The organism is Pseudomonas sp. Hz4 (assembly GCF_054898165.1).
Genome location: NZ_CM142719.1, coordinates 4179355 through 4198935, shown reverse-complemented (window position 1 = coordinate 4198935; position 19581 = coordinate 4179355). Strand labels below are relative to the sequence as shown.

Here is a 19581-nt window from a genome sequence, read left to right as displayed (position 1 = left end):
TGCAAGAGCATTATGCAAAGCAGCAGCAACCTATTTCCTGTCGCCCTGATCAGCGCCGAGCGGCGCGGCGATCTGAGCGAAGACGTCTATCGTCTGAAACCCGGCAACAGCCCTGATGGCACCGTCGAACTGGCTGTGACACGTCTCGGCATGGCCGACGAGCCGGCGGTGCGTGGCGTGCCGGTAATCCTGTTGCACGGCAGCTTTTCCAATCGCCGGTTCTGGTTTTCGCCAAAAGGCCTCGGTCTGGGCGCCTATCTGGCGCGCCTGGGATTCGACGTATGGATTGCGGAAATGCGCGGCCATGGCCTGTCCCAGCGCAACCAGAACTACCGCAAGAACCGCGTCGCCGACTACGCGCGTTACGATCTGCCGGCCATTGGCGCGTTCGTGCGTGAGCAGAGCGGCCAGGTCCCGCACTGGATCGGTCATTCACTGGGCGGGATTACGCTGGCGGCGGCGCTGGGTGGCGAGTACATCGGCGAGCCGGTCGTGGCTTCCGCGGCGTTTTTTGGTACGCAAGTCAGTCGCACCTATTGGCCGTTGAAGATTCCGCCGGTGGAGTGGAGCGGGCGCTTCATTCTTAAACGCTTTGCCCAGTTGTCCGGTTCACGGCTTAAGCGCGGCCCGGAGGACGAGCCGATTGGCCTGGCCCTGGAAAGCATGCGCTGGTATGGCCTGTTCGGGCGCTTTGGTGATGCCGACAAGGATTGGTGGGCCGGATTGGCCGAGGTTCGTTTGCCGGTATTGGCCGTGAGCGCAGTGGGCGACCATCAGGACCCGACCTGGGCCTGTCGCAAACTGTTCGATCAGCTCGGTTCCGAGCAGAAGCAATTTATCAACCTGGGTCGCGACCAGGGCTTTGGCGAAAATTTCGGTCATGTGGAAATGCTCGTCAGCAAAGCCGCCCAGACTGAAGTCTGGCCGTTGGTGGCGCGCTGGTTGGTAGATCAGCAGACGCCATTGCTGGGTGAAAAACCGGATCTGGCCAGGACGGTCTGAGCCTGATGCTCTAACAAGGGCATTTCGCTCCGTTCGGCTTGCGGCTAAGATACGACGCATTGAGCTGTTCTGGTCATTTTCGGTTGCTGAGCTATCAGTGATGTTCGTGTTGTCTTCCTCTTTACAGGAGTTTCTCGATGAACCATTACCTCACGCCTGACCTGTGCGACGCCTATCCGGAACTGGTGCAGGTGCTTGAACCGATGTTCAGCAATTTCGGCGGTCGAGATTCCTTCGGCGGCGAAATCGTGACCATCAAGTGCTTCGAAGACAACTCGTTGGTCAAGGAGCAGGTCGAGCTCAAAGGTAATGGCAAGGTGCTGGTGGTCGACGGCGGCGGTTCCCTGCGCCGCGCGCTGCTGGGCGACATGCTGGCCGAGAAAGCCGCGAAAAACGGTTGGGAAGGGCTGGTGGTCTACGGTTGTATCCGCGACGTCGACGTCATCGCGCAAACCGATCTGGGGGTTCAGGCCCTGGCCAGTCACCCGATGAAAACCGACAAGCGCGGTATCGGTGATCTCAACGTGGCCGTGACCTTTGCTGGCGTGACCTTCCATCCAGGGCACTACATCTATGCGGACAACAACGGCGTGATCATTTCGCCGAGCCCGCTTGAGATGCCTGAATAAAGCACTGCTGGCTTTTTGTTTCAAGACTAGGGGTAAGGATGTTCGAGGAAGAAAACGCGCAGTGGGGCCTGGTGCATGCCCTGGTACTGGACGGTAAAGGCGGTGCGCGTTCGATAGCCCGGACTGAACTCGATGACTTGCAGCTGCTGGCCCATGAAAGCCTGTGGCTGCACTGGGATCGAAGTCACCCACAAACCCAGACCTGGCTGCGCAAATCCAGCGGTCTGAGTGAATTCAGCTGTGACCTGTTGCTTGAAGAAAACACCCGGCCGCGTCTTGTACAGCTTTCGGACAGCGAACTGCTGCTATTTTTGCGTGGAGTCAATCTGAACCCGGGCGCCGAGCCGGAAGACATGGTCTCAGTACGGATTTTTGCGTCGGCCCAGCGGGTTATTTCTCTGCGTTTGCGTCCGTTGCGCGCCACCGATGAGTTGCTGGTGCAGCTCTCCGAAGGTAAAGGACCGAAAACTGCGTCAGAACTCATCCTTTATATGGCGCAATACCTGACCAACAAGGTGCAGGATCTGGTCAGTTGCCTCTCGGAAGTGGTCGATGAGGAAGAAGAAAAACTGGATACCGACGAACGGTATACACCCGAGCACGGAGCCGTTTTGCAGATCCGTCGCAGGGCTGCCGCGCTGAAACGTTTTCTTGCGCCGCAGCGGGATATTTTCGATCAGCTGACACGGATAAAACTGCCCTGGTTCGTCGAAGACGATGGCGATTACTGGAACGAATTGAACAATAGCCTGACCCGGTATCTCGAGGAGCTTGAATTGACCCGAGAGCGGGTGGGGTTGGTCCTAGAGGCCGAAGATAGACGTTTGAGCGTGCGCATGAACCGCACGATGTACCGCTTCGGGATCATCACCGGGATCTTCTTGCCGATGAGTTTTCTGGCAGGTCTCTTGGGTATCAACGTCGGCGGGATTCCGTTCTCCGCAAGCCCTTATGGCTTCCCGATTGCCTGCCTGATGATGGTCTCGGTGGCACTGGGGCAGTGGTGGTTATTCCGACGTTTGCGCTGGGTCTGATGGTGAGTCATGTGACCCGACCAAATTTGATCGCGTCTTTCACAGACATCACGAGAGGTGCGTATGCACGATCCGTTTGAACAGTCTTTGCGTGACATGCTCAAGGCATCACCGTCTACCCGGGACGACGATGCGTGCCTGGGGCGTGTACTGAAAACCGCCAACCGTCAGGTCGGCGCCGGTGATCTGTTCAGTCTGCTGGGCCGTTGGCTGCCCGCGCTGATGATTGCCCTCAACAACGGCTCGGCCCACGTCTCGCCGGTATCCCGCCACCGTAAATCTACCGTTCGCACTGCTGATAAGGCTGATTGAATATGGAACTTGATCTCTGGACTCAGAGCCTCGTCACTGCAATGACTGCGTTATGGACCAAGGTTGCGAATTTCATCCCGAACCTGTTCGGCGCACTGGTTGTGCTGCTGTTGGGTTTCGTCGTGGCGAAACTTTTGGATACTTTGTTGTCCAAGTTGCTCGCCAAGCTGGGACTTGATCGCCTGATGGGTGGCACCGGTCTGACTAAATTGCTGTCCCGGGCCGGCCTTCAAGTGCCGATCTCGACATTGATCGGCAAGATCGTCTATTGGTTCGTGCTGCTGATTTTTCTGGTTTCTGCCGCAGAATCCCTTGGACTTGAGCGAGTTTCGGCTACGCTTGACATGCTTGCGCTGTATTTGCCGAAAGTATTCGGCGCCGCGCTGGTGCTGCTGGTGGGTGTCCTGCTCGCGCAACTGGCCAATGGGCTGGTACGTGGGGCGGCAGAGGGCGTAGGGCTGGATTACGCTGCGGGTCTGGGGCGAATTGCCCAGGGCCTGGTGATTATCATCAGTATTTCGGTCGCAATCAGCCAGTTGGAGGTCAAGACTGACCTGCTCAACCATGTGATTGTGATCGTATTGATTACCGTTGGTCTGGCGGTTGCGCTGGCCATGGGGTTGGGAAGCCGGGAAATTGCCGGTCAGATTCTTGCGGGAATCTATGTGCGTGAGTTATATCAGGTTGGGCAACAAGTGCGTGTTGGCGAGGTCGAAGGTCAGATCGAAGAGATCGGCACGGTTAAAACCACATTGCTGACCGATGAGGGTGAGCTAGTCTCTCTCTCCAATCGGATTCTCCTGGAGCAGCATGTGAGTAGCCGCTAATCCGGCAAACCCTGCTAATGTATGCCGCCGCAAAGTGCCCTGAAAGGGCGCGGCGGACATTGACCTGACTGTCGGCCCGACTTGTTTTGAATAAAGCTCAATCGCTGTCCACGCGCTACGACCCCCGCGAGCTCTCTGATGAGGAGTTGGTCGCGCGCTCGCATACCGAGCTGTTTCACGTAACGCGCGCCTATGAAGAACTGATGCGGCGTTACCAGCGAACATTATTTAACGTCTGTGCGCGATATCTTGGGAACGATCGTGACGCAGACGATGTCTGTCAGGAAGTGATGTTGAAGGTGCTGTATGGCCTGAAGAACTTCGAAGGTAAATCGAAGTTCAAGACGTGGCTATACAGCATCACGTACAACGAATGCATCACGCAGTATCGGAAAGAACGGCGAAAGCGTCGCTTGATGGATGCTTTGAGTCTGGACCCCCTCGAGGAAGCGTCTGAAGAAAAGACGCCGAAACCTGAGGAAGCGGGTGGACTTGATCGCTGGTTGGTGTATGTGAACCCGATTGACCGTGAAATTCTGGTGCTACGATTTGTCGCAGAGCTGGAGTTTCAGGAGATCGCAGACATCATGCACATGGGTTTGAGTGCGACAAAAATGCGATACAAACGTGCTCTAGATAAATTGCGTGAGAAATTTGCAGGCATTGCTGAAACTTAGTTCGGCGCAAATATCTCTTACGTGTAGGCAAGTTCTGATAGACTTGCCGCCGAGTTGTCCCCCGGTTTGCGGGACTGCTTCACAATCACCAGATGGGGATTTAACGGATGAAACTGAAAAACACCTTGGGCTTGGCCATTGGTTCTTTGATTGCCGCCACTTCTTTCGGCGCTCTGGCACAAGGCCAAGGCGCAGTTGAAATCGAAGGCTTCGCAAAGAAAGAACAATTCGACAGCGCTCGTAACTTCAAGAACAACGGCAACCTGTTCGGTGGTTCGGTTGGTTACTTCCTGACCGACGACGTTGAACTGCGTCTGGCTTACGACGAAGTGCACAACGTGCGTTCCGACGACGGTCGTAACATCAAGGGCGCTAACACCGCTCTGGACGCTCTGTACCACTTCAACAACCCGGGCGACATGTTGCGTCCGTACGTATCGGCTGGCTTCTCCGATCAGAGCATCGGTCAGAACGGCTCCGGCGGTCGTGACCGTTCCACCTTCGCCAACGTTGGCGGCGGTGCCAAGTTGTACTTCACCGAGAACTTCTACGCCCGTGCTGGCGTTGAAGCTCAGTACAACATTGACCAGGGCGACACCGAGTGGGCTCCAAGCGTCGGTATCGGTGTGAACTTCGGTGGCGGCTCCAAGCCTGCTGCTGCTCCAGTTCCAGCACCAGCTGAAGTCTGCTCCGACAGCGACAACGATGGCGTGTGCGACAACGTTGACAAGTGCCCGGACACCCCAGCCAACGTAACTGTTGACGCTGATGGCTGCCCAGCAGTTGCTGAAGTTGTTCGTGTTGAGCTGGACGTGAAATTCGACTTCGACAAGTCGGTAGTCAAGCCTAACAGCTACGGCGACATCAAAAACCTCGCTGACTTCATGAAGCAGTACCCATCCACCAGCACTACTGTTGAAGGTCACACTGACTCCGTCGGTCCTGACGCTTACAACCAGAAACTGTCCGAGCGTCGTGCAAACGCCGTTAAGCAAGTTCTGACCAACCAGTACGGTGTTGAATCGACCCGCGTTCAGTCTGTTGGCTACGGCGAATCCCGCCCAGTTGCGGACAACGCTACTAAAGCTGGCCAAGCTGTAAACCGTCGCGTAGAAGCGCAGGTTGAAGCTAACGCTAAGTAATTAGCTCGCAGCTCTGAAAAGCCCGGCTTAGGCCGGGCTTTTCTTTGTCTACGATTTGGTGAGGGCAAGGTTGAAGCAGGGAGGGTCAGGCTGACTGATTGACTGCATTCGCGGGGAAATCAGCTGTCGACAGGGATACTTCTGTACAGGCCACGACCGCGCCGATAACCAGGATTGCCGGACTCTTCAACTCAAAGGCGTAGGCATCTTCTTCCATCGCTGTCAGATCGCTCCGACATTCCCGTTGGTGTGGCAGGGAAGCATTTTCAATCATCGCCACCGGTGTATCCGCCGCCATTCCACCGGCCAGCAGTTGCTCACGAATCTCGCTCAGTTTTGCGACACCCATATACACCACCAGCGTCGTGCCACCTTGCGCCAGGGCTTGCCAGTTCAAACTGCTGCCATCCTGAGTGTGGGCGGTGACCAGCGTCACGCCACGCGCGACGCCCCGCAGGGTCAAGGGAATATCGCATTGCGTAGCGCCGGCAAGCCCGGCTGTGATGCCGTTGACCAGCTCAACCTCGACACCGCGTTCACGCAGCCACTGTGCCTCTTCACCGCCACGGCCGAAAATGCACGGATCACCGCCCTTTAACCGCACCACGCATTTACCGTGGCGGGTATAACGCAGCATCAGGCGATGAATGAACGCCTGAGGCGTAGAGCGACACCCGCCGCGCTTGCCCACGGGAATGATCCGCGCCTGCGGGCAATGCTCCAGCACCGCGCCGTTGACCAGGTCATCAATCAGCACCACATCCGCCTCTCTCAACGCTCGCACTGCCTTGAGGGTCAACAATTCCGGATCCCCCGGGCCTGCACCCACCAGCCAGACTTTTGCGCTCATAGTGTTTTCCTCACGAGATGACGGCGACCGGCTGCGCAGTGGCGGCCAGCAAACGCTTGATTTCCGGGACGCAGGAGCCGCATTGCGTGCCGCAGCCCAATTCTTGTTTCAAACCCTGCAGATCCAGGCCGCGACTAATGCCTGCGCAGACCGCGCTCTGGCTGACGTTTTTGCAGTTGCACAGGATTTTGTTACCGACGGCCGGTGTATTGGCGCCCGGTGGTGCGCTCAGCGGTGCCAGCAGCCAGCGCCGCAGTTGTTCATCGGCGCGACCCTCGAGCCACAGACTTTGCAGCCAGTGTTGGGCGAGGGTTTCGCCGGCCAGACGAATCGCGGTGATCCGACCGTTCTCGATCCGCACGCGTTTGCCGATGGAGCGTCGTGGGTCGTCGTAAGCCAAAACCGGGCCGTCGTTGAGCCCCAGGCAATGATCGATATCACGCAGCAATTGTGGATCTGGCGCGCTGGCGCTGGCAGCGCGTATCAGCAGCGCGGGACGTTCACGGCCGGCCAAGCTGAGGCTGATGTAGGAAAACGCCTCACAGAGCGGTCGTAGCGTCTCAAAATGCTGTTGAACATTGCCCTCTATCAGGGCGAATAGGTTCCACGGCAGTTGCACAGGTTCGAGGCGCACGCCGCTGTGCTTGAGTTCGGGTTGTTTCGACAACGGGTCGAAAGCCGGTTGGGTGAGCGCATTTACGCCACCCTTGAGGAAGCGGTCACCCCAATGCATCGGCAGAAAGGCCTGGCCCGGGCGCACGCTGGCGTCGCTGCCGACGGCGACAATCACCGCGCCACGGCGACTTTTCAGGCTGACCAGGTCGCCCGATTGCAGCCGATGCCGACGCAGTTCATCCGGGTGCAAACTCAACAGTGCTTCGCTGACGTGGCCGAATAACTGCGCGGCTGTGCCAGTGCGGCTCATGCCGTGCCATTGATCCCGCAGGCGGCCGGTGATCAGGGTCAGCGGGAAGCGTGCGTCGCGTTGTTCCTTGGCGGCGCGATACGGGTCGGCCACGAATTGCGCACGTCCACTGGCAGTCGGGAAAATCCCGTCCAGGTACAGCCGAGCCGTGCCTTCACTGGCGCCCGTGGGGAAGGGCCATTGCTGAGGGCCGAGGCGGTCGATCACCTCGTGACTGATGCCGGACAAGTCCAGATCACGCCCGCGGGTCAGTTGTTTGTACTCATCGAAGATTTGTGCCGGCGTTTCAAAGGTAAACAGGCTGGTTTGCCCCGGACGCAGATTTTTTTCCAGGCGTTGTGCGAAATCTACGGTGATCTCCCAGTCGGAGCGGGCTTCGCCCGGTGCGACGATGGCTCGACGGACGTGGGAAATGCGCCGCTCGGAGTTCGTCACCGTGCCGTCCTTTTCACCCCAACTGGCGGCCGGCAGTAACAGGTCAGCGAACGCTGCGGTTTCGGTGGTGCGGAAAGCTTCTTGCAACACCACGAACGGGCAGGCTTGCAGTGCCGCGCGCACGGCGGTTTGATCCGGCATTGACTGCGCGGGGTTGGTGCATGCGATCCACAGCGCCTTGATTTTCCCGCTACGCACCTGCTCGAACAGTTCAATGGCGGTTAATCCGGTGTTCTCGGGAAGTTGTTCAACGCCCCAATAGGCGGCCACTTCCGCGCGATGTTCAGCATTGGCGGCTTCGCGATGACCTGGCAGCAGGTTCGACAAACTGCCGGTTTCCCGTCCCCCCATGGCATTCGGCTGACCGGTCAGTGAGAAAGGTCCTGCACCGGCGCGGCCGATTTGCCCAGTGGCCAGGTGCAGGTTGATCAGTGCACTGTTCTTTGCGCTGCCAGCGGTGGACTGGTTAAGCCCCATGCACCACAGCGATAGAAAACTCTTCGAGGTGCCGACCCATTTGGCGCATTGCTGCAGTTGCCCGACGCTGATTCCACAGAGCTGCGAAACCATCTGCGGCGTGTAATCGCGCACCAGGTTTTTCAGTTCGGCCAAGCCTTCGGTGTGGGCCTTGATGAAGTCGCGGTCGACCCAGTCTTCCCACAACAGCAGGTGCAAAATCCCATGGAACAACGCGACATCGGTACCCGGCAGAAGGGCCAGGTGCAGGTCAGCCAAATCGCAGGTGTCGGTACGACGCGGGTCGATGACGATGACTTTCATCTGCGGCCGACGGGATTTAGCTTCCTCCAGTCGACGGAAAAGTATCGGGTGGGCGTAGGCCATGTTACTGCCGACGATCATCACGCAATCGCTCAGCTCCAAGTCTTCGTAGTTGCACGGCGGTGCGTCGGCACCCAGACTGCGCTTGTAGCCGACCACTGCCGAAGACATGCACAGGCGCGAATTGCTGTCGATGTTGTTGGTGCCCACCAGCGCTCGTGCCAGTTTGTTGAACGCGTAGTAATCCTCGGTCAGCAATTGCCCGGAGATGTAGAACGCCACGCTGTCCGGGCCGTGTTCGGCGATGGTCTCGGCAAAAACGCTGGCGGCGTGATCGAGGGCGGTGTCCCAATCGGTGCGGCTGCGGGCCAAGCCTTTGCCGAGGCGCAGTTCGGGGTATAGCGCCCGAGCCGTCAGGTCACCGGTCAGGTGCAGGGTCGATCCTTTGCTGCACAGTTTGCCGAAGTTGGCCGGGTGGGCCGGATCGCCGCTGACGCCGAGAATGCGCTCGCCGTCATGCTCGATCAGCACGCCGCAGCCGACCCCGCAGTAGCAGCAGGTGGAAGCGGTGATCTGGCTGTTCATCAGCTTGCTTCCCGCAGAGCCAGCAGCACCCGGCCATTTTCGACCCGTGCGCAATGGTGGTGAGCGCAACCGATGTCCGGAGCCTGTGCTTCGCCGGTTTCCAGATCGATCTGCCAATTATGCAGCGGGCAGGCGACCCGTTTGCCGTAGATCAAACCCTGGGACAGCGGGCCGCCCTTGTGCGGGCAGCGGTCGTCGAGTGCGAAAACCTCATCGTCGCTTGTACGAAAAATCGCGATGTCACCTGTCGGCCCCGCGATGATCCGCGAGCCGAGGGCATTGATTTCTTCCAGTGCGCAGATATCCAGCCAGTTCATGCCGGCACCTCCAGATTCTTCACCGAGATGACGTCGAATTCTTTTTTCAGCAGCGGCTGCTCCAGGCGTTCCTTCCACGGATCCTGTTCGAACGACAGGGAGAATTGCAGGCGATCGTTGAGCGCCTTGCGCCGCTCCGGGTCTTCCAGCACGGCTTTCTTGATGTGCTCCATGCCGACCCGTTGCAGGTAATGCACGGTGCGTTCGAGGTAGAAGGCTTCTTCGCGATAGAGCTGCAGGAAGGCGCCGTTGTACTCGCGCACTTCTTCGGCAGTCTTGAGCTTGACGAAGAATTCCGCGACTTCGGTTTTGATCCCTCCGTTGCCGCCGATGTACATCTCCCAGCCGGAATCCACGCCGATAATTCCGACGTCCTTGATACCTGCTTCCGAACAGTTGCGTGGGCAACCGGAGACGGCCAGCTTCACTTTGTGCGGCGACCACATGTTGAACAGGTCGTGCTCAAGCTCGATGCCCAATTGCGTGGAATTCTGGGTGCCAAAGCGGCAGAACTCACTGCCGACGCAAGTCTTCACGGTGCGGATGGATTTGCCGTAGGCGTGGCCGGACGGCATGTCGAGATCCTTCCAGACGCCCGGCAGGTCGTGCTTTTTGATCCCCAGCAAATCGATACGCTGGCCACCGGTAACCTTGACCATTGGCACGTTGTATTTGTCGGCTACGTCGGCAATGCGCCGCAGTTCCGAGGGATTGGTCACACCGCCCCACATCCGTGGGACTACAGAGTAAGTGCCGTCTTTCTGAATGTTGGCGTGGGCCCGTTCGTTGATCAGGCGCGATTGCGGGTCGTCCTTGGCTTCGCCGGGCCAAGTGGAAATCAGGTAATAGTTGAGCGCCGGGCGGCACGTGGCGCAGCCGTTCGGGGTGCGCCAGTTCAGATAGCTCAGGGTGCCAGCGATGGTCAGCAAATGCTGCTCGCGGATGGCCTGGCGAATGTGCCCGTGGTTCAGGTCGCTGCAACCGCAGATGGCTTTTTCGCTTTTCGGTTTAACGTCCGCCGCGCCGCCCACGGTGTTGATCAGAATCTGTTCCACCAGCCCTGCGCAGGAACCGCAGGAGCTGGCCGCCTTGGTGTGTTTCTTGACGTCGTCGACGCTGAACAATCCGTGTTCCTGAATCGCCTTGACGATGGTGCCTTTGCACACGCCGTTGCAGCCGCAGACTTCGGCGGTGTCGGCCATGCTCATGGCTTTGTCCTGGCCTTGATGTCCTACGTCGCCTAAAGCCAGCTCCATGGATGAAGAGCCGCCGAACATCAAGTGATCGCGGATCTGCGCGATGTCGTGATTCTCACGGATCTGCCGGAAATACCAGCCACCGTCTGCCGTATCGCCGTACAGACAGGCCCCGACCAGCACGTCATCCTTGATCACCAATTTTTTGTAGACCCCGCCGATCGGGTCGGAGAGGGTGATGGTTTCGGTGCCTTCACCGCCCATGAAGTCGCCGGCGGAGAACAGGTCGATGCCGGTGACTTTTAATTTGGTCGACGTCACCGAGCCCTTGTAGGTGGCGAAGCCCAGTTGGGCGAGGTGGTTGGCGCAGACCTTGGCCTGTTCGAACAGCGGCGCCACCAGGCCGTAGGCGATGCCGCGGTGGCTGGCGCATTCGCCGATGGCGTAGATGCGTGGGTCGTAGGTTTGCAGGGTGTCGTTGACCAGAATTCCGCGGTTGCAAGGGATGCCGGATTTTTCCGCGAGTTCGGTGTTGGGGCGAATGCCGGCAGCCATTACCACCAGGTCGGCGGGAATGATGTCGCCATTCTTGAACTCAACCGACCCGACCCGGCCATTGCCGGCATCGTGCAGGGCTTGGGTTTGCTCGCAAAGACGAAAGTGCAGGCCGCGCGCTTCCAGGGCGGTTTGCAGTAACTGGCCGCTGGTTTTGTCCAGTTGCCGTTCCAGCAACCATTCGCCGATGTGCACGACGGTGACGTGCATGCCGCGCAGCATCAGGCCGTTGGCGGCTTCCAGGCCGAGCAGGCCGCCACCGATCACAACGGCGTGCTTGTGGGTTTTCGCGGTGTCGATCATTGCCTGGGTATCGGCGATGTCGCGGTAGCCGATCACACCGTGCAAGGTGTTACCGGGGATCGGCAGGATGAACGGGGTCGAGCCGGTGGCGATCAGCAGGCGATCGTATTCGGCCTCGCTGCCGTCTTCGGCGACGACCCGGCGTTTGACCCGATCGATCTCCACCACTTTGCGGTTCAACATCAGCTTGATGTTGTTGTCCAGGTACCAGTCCAGATCGTTCAGCACGATGTCTTCAAAGGACTGTTCACCGGCCAGCACGGGCGACAGCAGGATGCGGTTGTAGTTGGTATGGGGTTCGGCGCCGAAGACCGTGATGTCGTACAGCTCATTGCTCAGCTTGAGCAGCTCTTCCAGGGTACGAACCCCGGCCATGCCGTTGCCGATCATCACCAGTTTTAGTTTTTTCATCAGGTTCTCCGGGGAGCTCAGACCCGCCTCATCAGGGCTTTCAGGTCTTGCTCGACACATTTTGCGCAAACAAAAAAAGGCGTCCCGCTAGTTGCCTAGCGAGGACGCCTTTGTCCTGGTCCCGTTCTCTCGGGAAGCGCATCCTTCGTCGTTGAAGGCTGGGCTTTATAGTTGATGAGAGAGGTAATGCAGTGGTTGTGCCAAGTTCCTCAGAGCCCCGAGTTTGTTGGGTTTGGTCGCGGTCTCAAAGCGAAGGGTGTGATTTATTGCACCGAATCAAAGCGCCTTGCCCGTTAATGGAGCGCCACAACCAGCAGCACCAGATTCATCAGCAATGACACCAGCGCCAAAGTCCGCCAGACCTTCAATGGCTCGCGCTCAAGCAACGGCCTGGGTCGCACGCTCAAACTGTGTCGCTCACCCTGTTCCAGCAGCAACAACCATTCTTCCGCCGTTTCAAATCGTTGACCCGGATCCACCGTCACGGCGCGCTCCAGACTTTGCGCGATCCATTCCGGCAGGTCGGGTCGATAGCGATTGGCGCTGACAGGAATTCCAAACCGCGGGCGTTGGAAGGCTTCGATTTCGCCGTAGGGATAATGCCCGGTGAGCAGGAAGTACAAGGTCACGCCGACGGCATACAGGTCCTGTTGCGGTGTCGGTGTTTCCCCGCGAAAGGCTTCCGGCGCGATATAGCTGGGCGTTCCGGGCAGGGCAGAAGGCTGATCTTCGGACAGGCCGGGGCAGTAGGCGAGGCCGAAGTCCAGTAGGCGTAATTCGCCGTCGTCCCCCAGCAGCAGGTTTTCCGGTTTAATGTCGCGATGGAGAATCTGCCGTCGATGCAGCATGCCAACGGCTCGCAGCAGACGTTCGGCCAGATCCTGCCATTGCGGCAAAGGTAGCGGTCCGACATCTGCGTGCAACGCAGCCAACGTAGATCCGGAATATTCGCGCATCACGTAGTACAAATGCTGACGCAGACTGGCGGCATGGACTTCCGGGAAATGCCGGCCGGCCACGCGTTTGAGAAACCATTCCTCCGACAGCAACGCCTGTCCGGCCAAGTGATCGTCGCGCAGAGCGCCGGGCAAGGTTTTCAGCAGCCAGGGTTGCTGTTGCCCGTCGCGTACCCGATAGAGCAACGACTGCTGGCTCTGAGCGAGTATGCCTTCGACTTGCCAGCCCTCGAATGGTTGACCCGGTTTCAGTGCTGGCGGCAGCGGCCATTGCTGCAAATGAATCAACGCATCGCCGATACTCGTTTCACCGAGGGCATCGACCCGCACCAGCAAAGCGCTGGCGTTATCCTGGCTGCCGGCAAGGTGCGCCGCGTTGACCAAGGTCTGCGCAGCGCTGTTCAGATCCGGCTGATCGCGCAGAATCGCGGCAATGGCCGTGTCGCCCAGCACGGCCCAGATGCCGTCGCTGAGCAACACGAAGCTCTCATTAAGGCGCAGTTCGCCATCGAGAAAATCCAGCACCAAATGCTGATCGAGCCCGAGCGCCCGCTTGAGCACATGCTGCATGCCCGGTTGATCCCAGACGTGATCCTCGCTGACCCGCTGCAACTGATCGGCGTGCCAGCGATAAACCCGGCAATCGCCGACATGGGCCAGGGTAAAACGCCTACCGCGCATGACCAAAGCACTGACAGTGGTCAGCAGCGGTTGCCCACCGCCATTGGCCTGTAGCCAGCGATTTTGCGCCAGTAGCAGGCGATCCAGCGCTTGAGCGACGCCCCAGGTTTCCGGTGTGGCGTAGTAATCCAGCGCCAGGGCCTGCAACGTCGAGCGGGCGGCGAGGCCGCCGTCGGCGCACTGGCTGACGCCATCGGCGATGGCGAAGAGGTAACCCTTGCTCGCTGCCAGCGCCGGGGCCGGGGTCACCAGGCGCAGAGCGTCCTGATTTTCCTCGCGAGGGCCGATGGCGCTGGCTTCGGCAAAACTCAGTTGCAGGCTCATTGGGGCTTCAGACCCGTGCGGCCGTCACGGCGGCCGAACCCCACGTGGTTCTCCAGCGACGTTTTACACCGTGCAGGCCGAACCAGGCGAGTACGCCGAGGCTGGCAAACAACCACAAGGCCAGTTGATAGCTGCCGGTGCTTTGCTTGATCGCGCCCATGCCCGCTGCCAGTGCAAACCCACCGATCCCGCCGGCCATACCGATCAAACCGGTCATCACACCGATCTCCCGACGAAAACGCTGCGGTACCAATTGGAAAACAGCGCCGTTACCTGCACCCAAACCGAGCATGGTGCAGACGAAAAGTGCCAGTGCAGCGTAGGAACTCGGCAGATTGAAACCCACCGCTGCGATGCAGATCGCCGCCACCGTGTACATCCCCAGGAGGGTGCGAATGCCACCGAAACGGTCGGCCAGAGCGCCACCCAACGGACGCATCAAACTGCCGCCGAACACGCAGGCTGCGGTGTAATAGCCGGCGGTCACCGGGCTGAGGCCATATTGGTCGTTGAAATAGCCGGGCAGAGCGCTGGCCAGGCCAATGAAGCCGCCGAAGGTCACGCTGTAGAAAAACATGAACCACCAGCTGTCGCGGTCACCCAAGGCCTTGAAGTAGTCGGACATGGACTTGGCTTTTGGCCGCTCAGGCGCGTTTTTGGCCAGCCAGGCGAAGACGATGATGGTCAGAATCAGCGGGATCAGGGCGAAGCCGAACACGTTGCTCCAGCCAAATGCAGCGGCCAGCACCGGGGCGATCAGTGCAGCGAGCACGGTGCCCGAGTTGCCGGCACCGGCGATGCCCAGGGCTTTGCCTTGGTGTTGTGGCGGATACCATTGCGACGCCAGCGGCAGGGCGACGGCGAAGGACGCGCCGGCCATGCCGAGGAACAGGCCCAGCAGCAGCGCTTGCTCGTAGCTGTGAATGCCGTGTTTCCAAGCGACGAACAGGGCGCAGATGACGATCACCTGGCCAATCAGCCCGGCGGTTTTCGGCGACAGGCGATCAGCCAGCAAGCCCATCACAAAGCGCAGCACGGCCCCGGCCAGAATCGGCGTGGCCACCACCAGCCCGCGCTGTTGGGTGGTCAGGTGCAGGTCGGCGGCGATTTGCACGGCCAGTGGGCCGAGCACGTACCAAACCATGAAGCTCAGGTCGAAGTAGAGGAAGGCCGCGAACAATGTCGGGGTATGGCCAGATTTCCAGAAGCTTGAATTCATCGCGCACCTCAGCTGTTAATAGTCTCGAGAAAGAGTCATGAGCTTGCAGGTGGGGCGCCGCATCGGCCGCACCACCGGCCCCGGTCTCTGGGGCAAAACAAAAAAACGCCGCCACCGGATTCGCCATGGGCAAATGAGGTGAGCGACGTCTTTGTCGTAGGTGGGGCAACCGCCGTTGGTTACCTGTGGTGATTACCTAGCGAGATCTGTGCCAACAGTCGGGGACCGAGTTGCAGCCATTCGCGAGCAGGCTCGCTCCCACAGGGGATTTGCGTCGTATATAAATCAACTGTGGGAGCGAGCCGGCTCCGGGCGGCGTTCCGACGAAGGCGTTCTCACGGGCGCCACCACACTTCAGCCGAGCAACTCGCTCATCGCGATGATCTGCTCCGCCACCTGAATCAGCTTCTGCTGCCGGCTCATCGCCTGGCGGCGCATCAGGGTGTAGGCCTCTTCCTCGTTGCAGTCCTTCATTTTCATCAACAGCCCTTTGGCCAGCTCGATGCGCTTGCGCTCGGCCAGTTGCTGGTCGCGGGCGTTGAGTTGGGCGCGCAGGGCCTGGTCGCTTTCAAAACGTGCCATGGCCACATCAAGAATCGGCTGCAAGCGCTGTGCGTGGATGCCTTCGACGATGTAGGCACTGACCCCGGACTTGATCGCCTGACGCATCACATCGGGGTCATGCTCATCGGTAAACATCACAATCGGCCGCGGTTGGTCGCGGCTCACCAGCACCACTTGCTCCATCACATCGCGGCTCGGTGACTCGGTATCGATCAAAATCACATCCGGACGCACCGTTTCGACGCGCGCAGGCAGGTCGATGGTCAGGCCCGACTCGTCGATCACCTCGAACCCGGCTTCGGTCAGCGCCGCCTTCAGGCGACCGACTTTCTTCGCGGTGTCGTTGATCAGCAGGATACGCAACATATTCGCAGTCTCCTGTCAGCGGCTGGCGAGAAGGGGTGAGCTGTCGCTCATGGCGTGCAGCTTGAAGCTGCGGGCATAGCCGGCGGGGTCCAAGCCGTCCCAGACCTTGCCGTCGATCAATTGGCTTCTGCGCATTTCCTGAGCCGGCGCAGCTACACCCACCGCCGTGGCGGCCTCTCGATACAAGTCTAGTTGCTGGACCTGACGGGCCACGCCGAGGTAGTCCGGGTCGTCGCGCAACAAACCCCAGCGGCGGAACTGGGTCATGAACCACATGCCGTCGGACAAGTAAGGCAGGTTGACCTCGCCGTCTGCATGGAAACGCAGGGTGTGCGGATCCTGCCAGCGATTGCCGAGGCCATCGGCGTAGTCACCGAGCAGCCTCGGCGCGATGCAGTCGAGTGGCGCGTCGAGGTATTCGGGCGCACTCAACAGCTTCGCGGTGCTGCAGCGATTTTCCGTGCTTTGTTCGATGAAGCGGCTGGCTTCGAGGATCGCCATCACCAGCGCCCGGGCGGTGTTGGGGTATTGCTCGACAAACGCGCGGGTGCAACCGAGGACTTTTTCCGGATGATCGGGCCAGAGGGTCTGGGTGGTGGCCAGGGTGAACCCCAGGTTCTGCTGCACCGCGCTGGCGGACCATGGCTCGCCGACGCAGAAACCATCGATGCGTCCGGCTTGCAGGTGCGCGACCATTTGCGACGGCGGCACGACTACGCTGTTGACGTCCTGCAGCGGATGAATCCCCTGACTCGCCAGCCAGTAATACAGCCACATGGCGTGAGTGCCGGTCGGAAATGTCTGGGCGAAAGTGAGTTTTGGGCGACTTTGGTGCACGTGCCGGTCGAGTGCTTCAGGACTGGTCACGCCCAAGGCCTGTAAGCCATGGGAGAGATTGATGCTCTGGCCATTCTGATTCAGGCCCATGAGTACCGCCATGTCGGTCGGCGCGACACCGCCGATGCCCAAATGCACGGCATAGATCAAACCGTACAGGCTGTGGGCGGCGTCGAGTTCGCCACTGACCAGTTTGTCCCGCAGGTTGGCCCAGGACGGCTGGCGCTTGAGGTTCAGGGTCAGGCCATAAGGTTGCGCGAAGCCCTGCGTGGCCGCGACCACCACGGAGGCGCAGTCGCTGAGGGCCATGAAGCCGAGGTTGATTTCGGTCTTTTCCGGGGCATCGCTGCCGTTGACCCAGGCCAGAGGGGTGGCTGGAACTTCAATCATCAGTAAACACCTTCCATAAAAAAGCGCCGTACCGGGCTGCTTGCCAGAGCAAGGCCAAGTGACGACGCCTTTGTCTTTCGACTCATCCCGCCGTTGGCATGAGTGCTGATGTCAGTGACGGTGCAAGGCATATGCCATCGCTCACTGATTTTGTCGCGCGCCTCGCCTGCAACCTCGATGCCCGGCTATAATCGCCGCCACTTTTCGTAGCCCAGAGTCAAACCCGCCCATGTACACCCTGGCCCGTCAGCTGTTGTTCAAACTTTCCCCGGAAACCTCCCACGATCTGTCTCTGGACCTGATCGGCGCGGGCGGGCGTTTGGGCCTCAACGGCTTGCTGTGCAAGGCACCGGCGAAGATGCCGGTGACCGTCATGGGCCTGGACTTCCCGAACCCGGTGGGTCTGGCGGCCGGTTTGGACAAGAACGGCGCGGCCATCGACGGTTTTGCCCAACTGGGTTTTGGTTTTGTCGAAATCGGCACCATTACGCCACGTCCGCAACCGGGCAATCCTAAACCGCGGATTTTCCGTCTGCCGGAAGCCGAGGCGATCATCAACCGCATGGGGTTCAACAACCTCGGCGTCGATCACTTGCTGGCTCGCGTGGCGGCGGCCAAGTACAAGGGCGTGCTGGGCATCAATATCGGCAAAAACTTCGATACTCCGGTTGAGCGGGCGGTCGACGACTACCTGATCTGTCTGGACAAGGTCTACGCCCACGCCAGCTACGTGACGGTCAACGTCAGCTCGCCGAATACCCCGGGGCTGCGTAGCCTGCAGTTCGGTGATTCGCTGAAGCAATTGTTGGCGGACCTGGCTACGCGCCGGGCAGAACTGGCGCTGCGCCACGGCAAACATGTCCCACTGGCGATCAAGATTGCGCCGGACATGACCGACGAAGAAACCGCTCAGGTCGCGCAAGCGCTGATCGAAACCGGGATGGATGCGGTGATCGCCACCAACACCACCCTGAGCCGCGTCGGCGTTGAAGGCATGGAGCACGGCGACGAGGCGGGCGGTCTGTCCGGCGCACCGGTTCGCGAAAAGAGCACCCACACCGTGAAGATGCTGGCCGCAGAGTTGGCCGGTCGCTTGCCGATCATCGCCGTGGGTGGTATCACCGAAGGCAAGCACGCGGCTGAGAAAATCGCTGCGGGGGCGAGCCTGGTGCAGCTCTATTCCGGCTTCATCTATAAGGGCCCGTCGTTGATTCGTGAATCCGTAGACGCCATCGCAGCATTGCGCCGAAGGCTGATGTAGATCCCTGTGGCGAGGGGCTTGCCCCCGTTGGGCTGCGAAGCGGCCCTAAAATCAGCCAACTCAGTGAGTCAGATAAAACCCATTCGCTGGATTTACGACGGCTTCGCCGCCGAACGGGGGCAAGCCCCCTCGCCACAATGGTTTCGTCGCAGAATTCGGAGCAGATATAAAAAAGGGCTCCTCGAGGGAGCCCCTGGGCCGGAGCCCGCCGCCCGGATGGGGCGTGCGTGGTTAAGTCATTCAGTCATCAGATTGTCGTGTCGGAGTGTGTTAAGCCCTGTCATTAGCCGACGGCGTGAAGTTCGTTGAGTCTATGGATTCCCGCAGTGCCGGTCATACCGTCCCAGTTGTCGCCGCGTCCTTCTCGCCAGCCGTTAATCCAGGCTTGGCGTACCGACGGTAGAGTAAATGGGCAAAGCTCACGGGATTTGCCACCAACGCCATATTGATATCCGCGCAAAAATGCTCTTTCCAACGGATCACGCTTAAGTCTTCTCATAGGGTGTTGCCCTCACTTGTTGACTGTATTTATCGCGTCGACCTCAATTGAGGTCTGGCAGAAAAACTCCTGCCGTTGGGGCTCGCTGCCGGCGTCGCGAGCCAAGGTGTTGACGTCATTGCGGCGTCAACCTGTGTTGAGTTCTAACCAATGCGTCACATTGAGGGAATGATCGTTTTGTCATAAGGACGTAACTATTAAGGTGGTATGGCCATAAGTAACACGATGTTGTCCCGTGTTTATTGGCAAAACCCCGGTATGATCGGCCCTGCGCTGCATGATGAATTGAATACCTAAGTGAGAATGCCTCCTGTTGAGCAGGGGAACTATTCGACGAAGGGTCGACTTATGACATTTTGTTGCATCAACTTTTTATCTGCCTTTGCATCTAAGCTCTTTTAACCCGAGCAGCAAGGGTGGGACGGCACACCTTCGTGCCACGCGGGCGCTCTTTTAGAAAAGTGCCTGATTGAAAACCGGGCCGGCAATGCGTTGTCGGTTCAC

The 19581-nt window shown here is 59.4% G+C and carries 17 protein-coding genes; 8 read left to right on the top strand and 9 right to left on the bottom strand.

What is annotated here, in order from left to right; genetic code table 11:
* Positions 1-12 precede the first annotated feature (12 nt).
* From ACYZTR_RS19130 to ACYZTR_RS19100, 7 genes are all read left to right on the top strand, one after another.
* The gene (locus ACYZTR_RS19130) at positions 13-1002 is read left to right on the top strand and encodes an alpha/beta fold hydrolase (protein ID WP_461973305.1); all 990 of its coding nucleotides are present in this window, start codon (positions 13-15) and stop codon (positions 1000-1002) included.
* 137 nt (positions 1003-1139) lie between these two features.
* A complete protein-coding gene (gene rraA / locus ACYZTR_RS19125; protein WP_461973304.1) occupies positions 1140-1631 on the top strand; it encodes a ribonuclease E activity regulator RraA in 492 nt (163 codons plus the stop codon).
* A gap of 38 nt (positions 1632-1669) precedes the next feature.
* Positions 1670-2665 (top strand): zinc transporter ZntB, encoded by a 996-nt coding sequence (locus tag ACYZTR_RS19120; protein WP_461973302.1) that lies wholly within the window; start codon positions 1670-1672, stop codon positions 2663-2665.
* 63 nt (positions 2666-2728) lie between these two features.
* Entirely contained in the window at positions 2729-2977 is a 249-nt protein-coding gene (locus ACYZTR_RS19115) for a CrfX protein (protein WP_149420190.1), read from the top strand.
* A 2-nt stretch (positions 2978-2979) separates the two neighbouring features.
* Entirely contained in the window at positions 2980-3804 is an 825-nt protein-coding gene (locus ACYZTR_RS19110) for a mechanosensitive ion channel family protein (protein WP_008027407.1), read from the top strand.
* Positions 3805-3890: 86 nt separating this feature from the next.
* The gene (sigX, locus tag ACYZTR_RS19105; protein WP_461973299.1) at positions 3891-4481 is read left to right on the top strand and encodes an RNA polymerase sigma factor SigX; all 591 of its coding nucleotides are present in this window, start codon (positions 3891-3893) and stop codon (positions 4479-4481) included.
* Between the two features lie 107 nt (positions 4482-4588).
* Entirely contained in the window at positions 4589-5623 is a 1035-nt protein-coding gene (locus ACYZTR_RS19100; protein ID WP_461973297.1) for an OmpA family protein, read from the top strand.
* Between the two features lie 85 nt (positions 5624-5708).
* Here the strand turns inward: ACYZTR_RS19100 and cobA are convergent, their stop codons facing one another.
* The 8 genes from cobA to ACYZTR_RS19060 form a co-directional block, all read right to left on the bottom strand.
* Entirely contained in the window at positions 5709-6473 is a 765-nt protein-coding gene (cobA, locus tag ACYZTR_RS19095; RefSeq protein WP_461973295.1) for a uroporphyrinogen-III C-methyltransferase, read from the bottom strand.
* A gap of 10 nt (positions 6474-6483) precedes the next feature.
* Positions 6484-9198, bottom strand: coding sequence for a nitrate reductase (locus ACYZTR_RS19090; protein ID WP_461973293.1), 2715 nt, complete (start codon positions 9196-9198; stop codon positions 6484-6486).
* Complete coding sequence (gene nirD / locus ACYZTR_RS19085; RefSeq protein ID WP_282378730.1) at positions 9198-9515, bottom strand: nitrite reductase small subunit NirD; 318 nt, start codon at positions 9513-9515, stop codon at positions 9198-9200. The genes ACYZTR_RS19090 and nirD overlap by 1 nt, the downstream gene beginning before the upstream one ends.
* On the bottom strand, positions 9512-11980 hold the full coding sequence (gene nirB, locus ACYZTR_RS19080) for a nitrite reductase large subunit NirB (RefSeq protein ID WP_461973291.1): 2469 nt from the start codon (positions 11978-11980) through the stop codon (positions 9512-9514). Before nirB ends, nirD begins: the two co-directional genes overlap by 4 nt.
* Before the next feature lie 293 nt (positions 11981-12273).
* Positions 12274-13941: a protein kinase domain-containing protein gene (locus tag ACYZTR_RS19075; RefSeq protein ID WP_461973289.1), complete on the bottom strand. Its 1668-nt coding sequence runs from the start codon at positions 13939-13941 to the stop codon at positions 12274-12276.
* A 7-nt stretch (positions 13942-13948) separates the two neighbouring features.
* Positions 13949-15160 carry a nitrate/nitrite transporter gene (locus ACYZTR_RS19070; RefSeq protein WP_461973287.1) on the bottom strand — a complete coding sequence of 404 codons (1212 nt, stop codon included), beginning with the start codon at positions 15158-15160 and terminating at the stop codon, positions 13949-13951.
* 354 nt (positions 15161-15514) lie between these two features.
* Positions 15515-16090, bottom strand: coding sequence for an ANTAR domain-containing response regulator (locus ACYZTR_RS19065; RefSeq protein ID WP_008146285.1), 576 nt, complete (start codon positions 16088-16090; stop codon positions 15515-15517).
* Between the two features lie 15 nt (positions 16091-16105).
* A complete protein-coding gene (locus tag ACYZTR_RS19060) occupies positions 16106-17317 on the bottom strand; it encodes a CmpA/NrtA family ABC transporter substrate-binding protein (protein ID WP_461973285.1) in 1212 nt (403 codons plus the stop codon).
* Positions 17318-17546: 229 nt separating this feature from the next.
* Here ACYZTR_RS19060 and ACYZTR_RS19055 point away from each other — a divergent pair, with 229 nt between their 5' ends.
* The gene (locus tag ACYZTR_RS19055; protein WP_461973283.1) at positions 17547-18578 is read left to right on the top strand and encodes a quinone-dependent dihydroorotate dehydrogenase; all 1032 of its coding nucleotides are present in this window, start codon (positions 17547-17549) and stop codon (positions 18576-18578) included.
* A gap of 283 nt (positions 18579-18861) precedes the next feature.
* Here the strand turns inward: ACYZTR_RS19055 and rmf are convergent, their stop codons facing one another.
* Positions 18862-19077: a ribosome modulation factor gene (gene rmf / locus ACYZTR_RS19050; RefSeq protein WP_003223300.1), complete on the bottom strand. Its 216-nt coding sequence runs from the start codon at positions 19075-19077 to the stop codon at positions 18862-18864.
* Positions 19078-19581: the final 504 nt, after the last annotated feature.

Coding starts and splice junctions, on each gene's coding strand:
- ACYZTR_RS19130 (WP_461973305.1), top strand. CDS start 13: ATGCAAAGCAGCAGCAACCTATTTCCTGTCGCCCTGATCAGCGCCGAG.
- rraA (WP_461973304.1), top strand. CDS start 1,140: ATGAACCATTACCTCACGCCTGACCTGTGCGACGCCTATCCGGAACTG.
- ACYZTR_RS19120 (WP_461973302.1), top strand. CDS start 1,670: ATGTTCGAGGAAGAAAACGCGCAGTGGGGCCTGGTGCATGCCCTGGTA.
- ACYZTR_RS19115 (WP_149420190.1), top strand. CDS start 2,729: ATGCACGATCCGTTTGAACAGTCTTTGCGTGACATGCTCAAGGCATCA.
- ACYZTR_RS19110 (WP_008027407.1), top strand. CDS start 2,980: ATGGAACTTGATCTCTGGACTCAGAGCCTCGTCACTGCAATGACTGCG.
- ACYZTR_RS19100 (WP_461973297.1), top strand. CDS start 4,589: ATGAAACTGAAAAACACCTTGGGCTTGGCCATTGGTTCTTTGATTGCC.
- cobA (WP_461973295.1), bottom strand. CDS start 6,473: ATGAGCGCAAAAGTCTGGCTGGTGGGTGCAGGCCCGGGGGATCCGGAA.
- ACYZTR_RS19090 (WP_461973293.1), bottom strand. CDS start 9,198: ATGAACAGCCAGATCACCGCTTCCACCTGCTGCTACTGCGGGGTCGGC.
- nirD (WP_282378730.1), bottom strand. CDS start 9,515: ATGAACTGGCTGGATATCTGCGCACTGGAAGAAATCAATGCCCTCGGC.
- nirB (WP_461973291.1), bottom strand. CDS start 11,980: ATGAAAAAACTAAAACTGGTGATGATCGGCAACGGCATGGCCGGGGTT.
- ACYZTR_RS19075 (WP_461973289.1), bottom strand. CDS start 13,941: ATGAGCCTGCAACTGAGTTTTGCCGAAGCCAGCGCCATCGGCCCTCGC.
- ACYZTR_RS19070 (WP_461973287.1), bottom strand. CDS start 15,160: ATGAATTCAAGCTTCTGGAAATCTGGCCATACCCCGACATTGTTCGCG.
- ACYZTR_RS19065 (WP_008146285.1), bottom strand. CDS start 16,090: ATGTTGCGTATCCTGCTGATCAACGACACCGCGAAGAAAGTCGGTCGC.
- ACYZTR_RS19060 (WP_461973285.1), bottom strand. CDS start 17,317: ATGATTGAAGTTCCAGCCACCCCTCTGGCCTGGGTCAACGGCAGCGAT.
- ACYZTR_RS19055 (WP_461973283.1), top strand. CDS start 17,547: ATGTACACCCTGGCCCGTCAGCTGTTGTTCAAACTTTCCCCGGAAACC.
- rmf (WP_003223300.1), bottom strand. CDS start 19,077: ATGAGAAGACTTAAGCGTGATCCGTTGGAAAGAGCATTTTTGCGCGGA.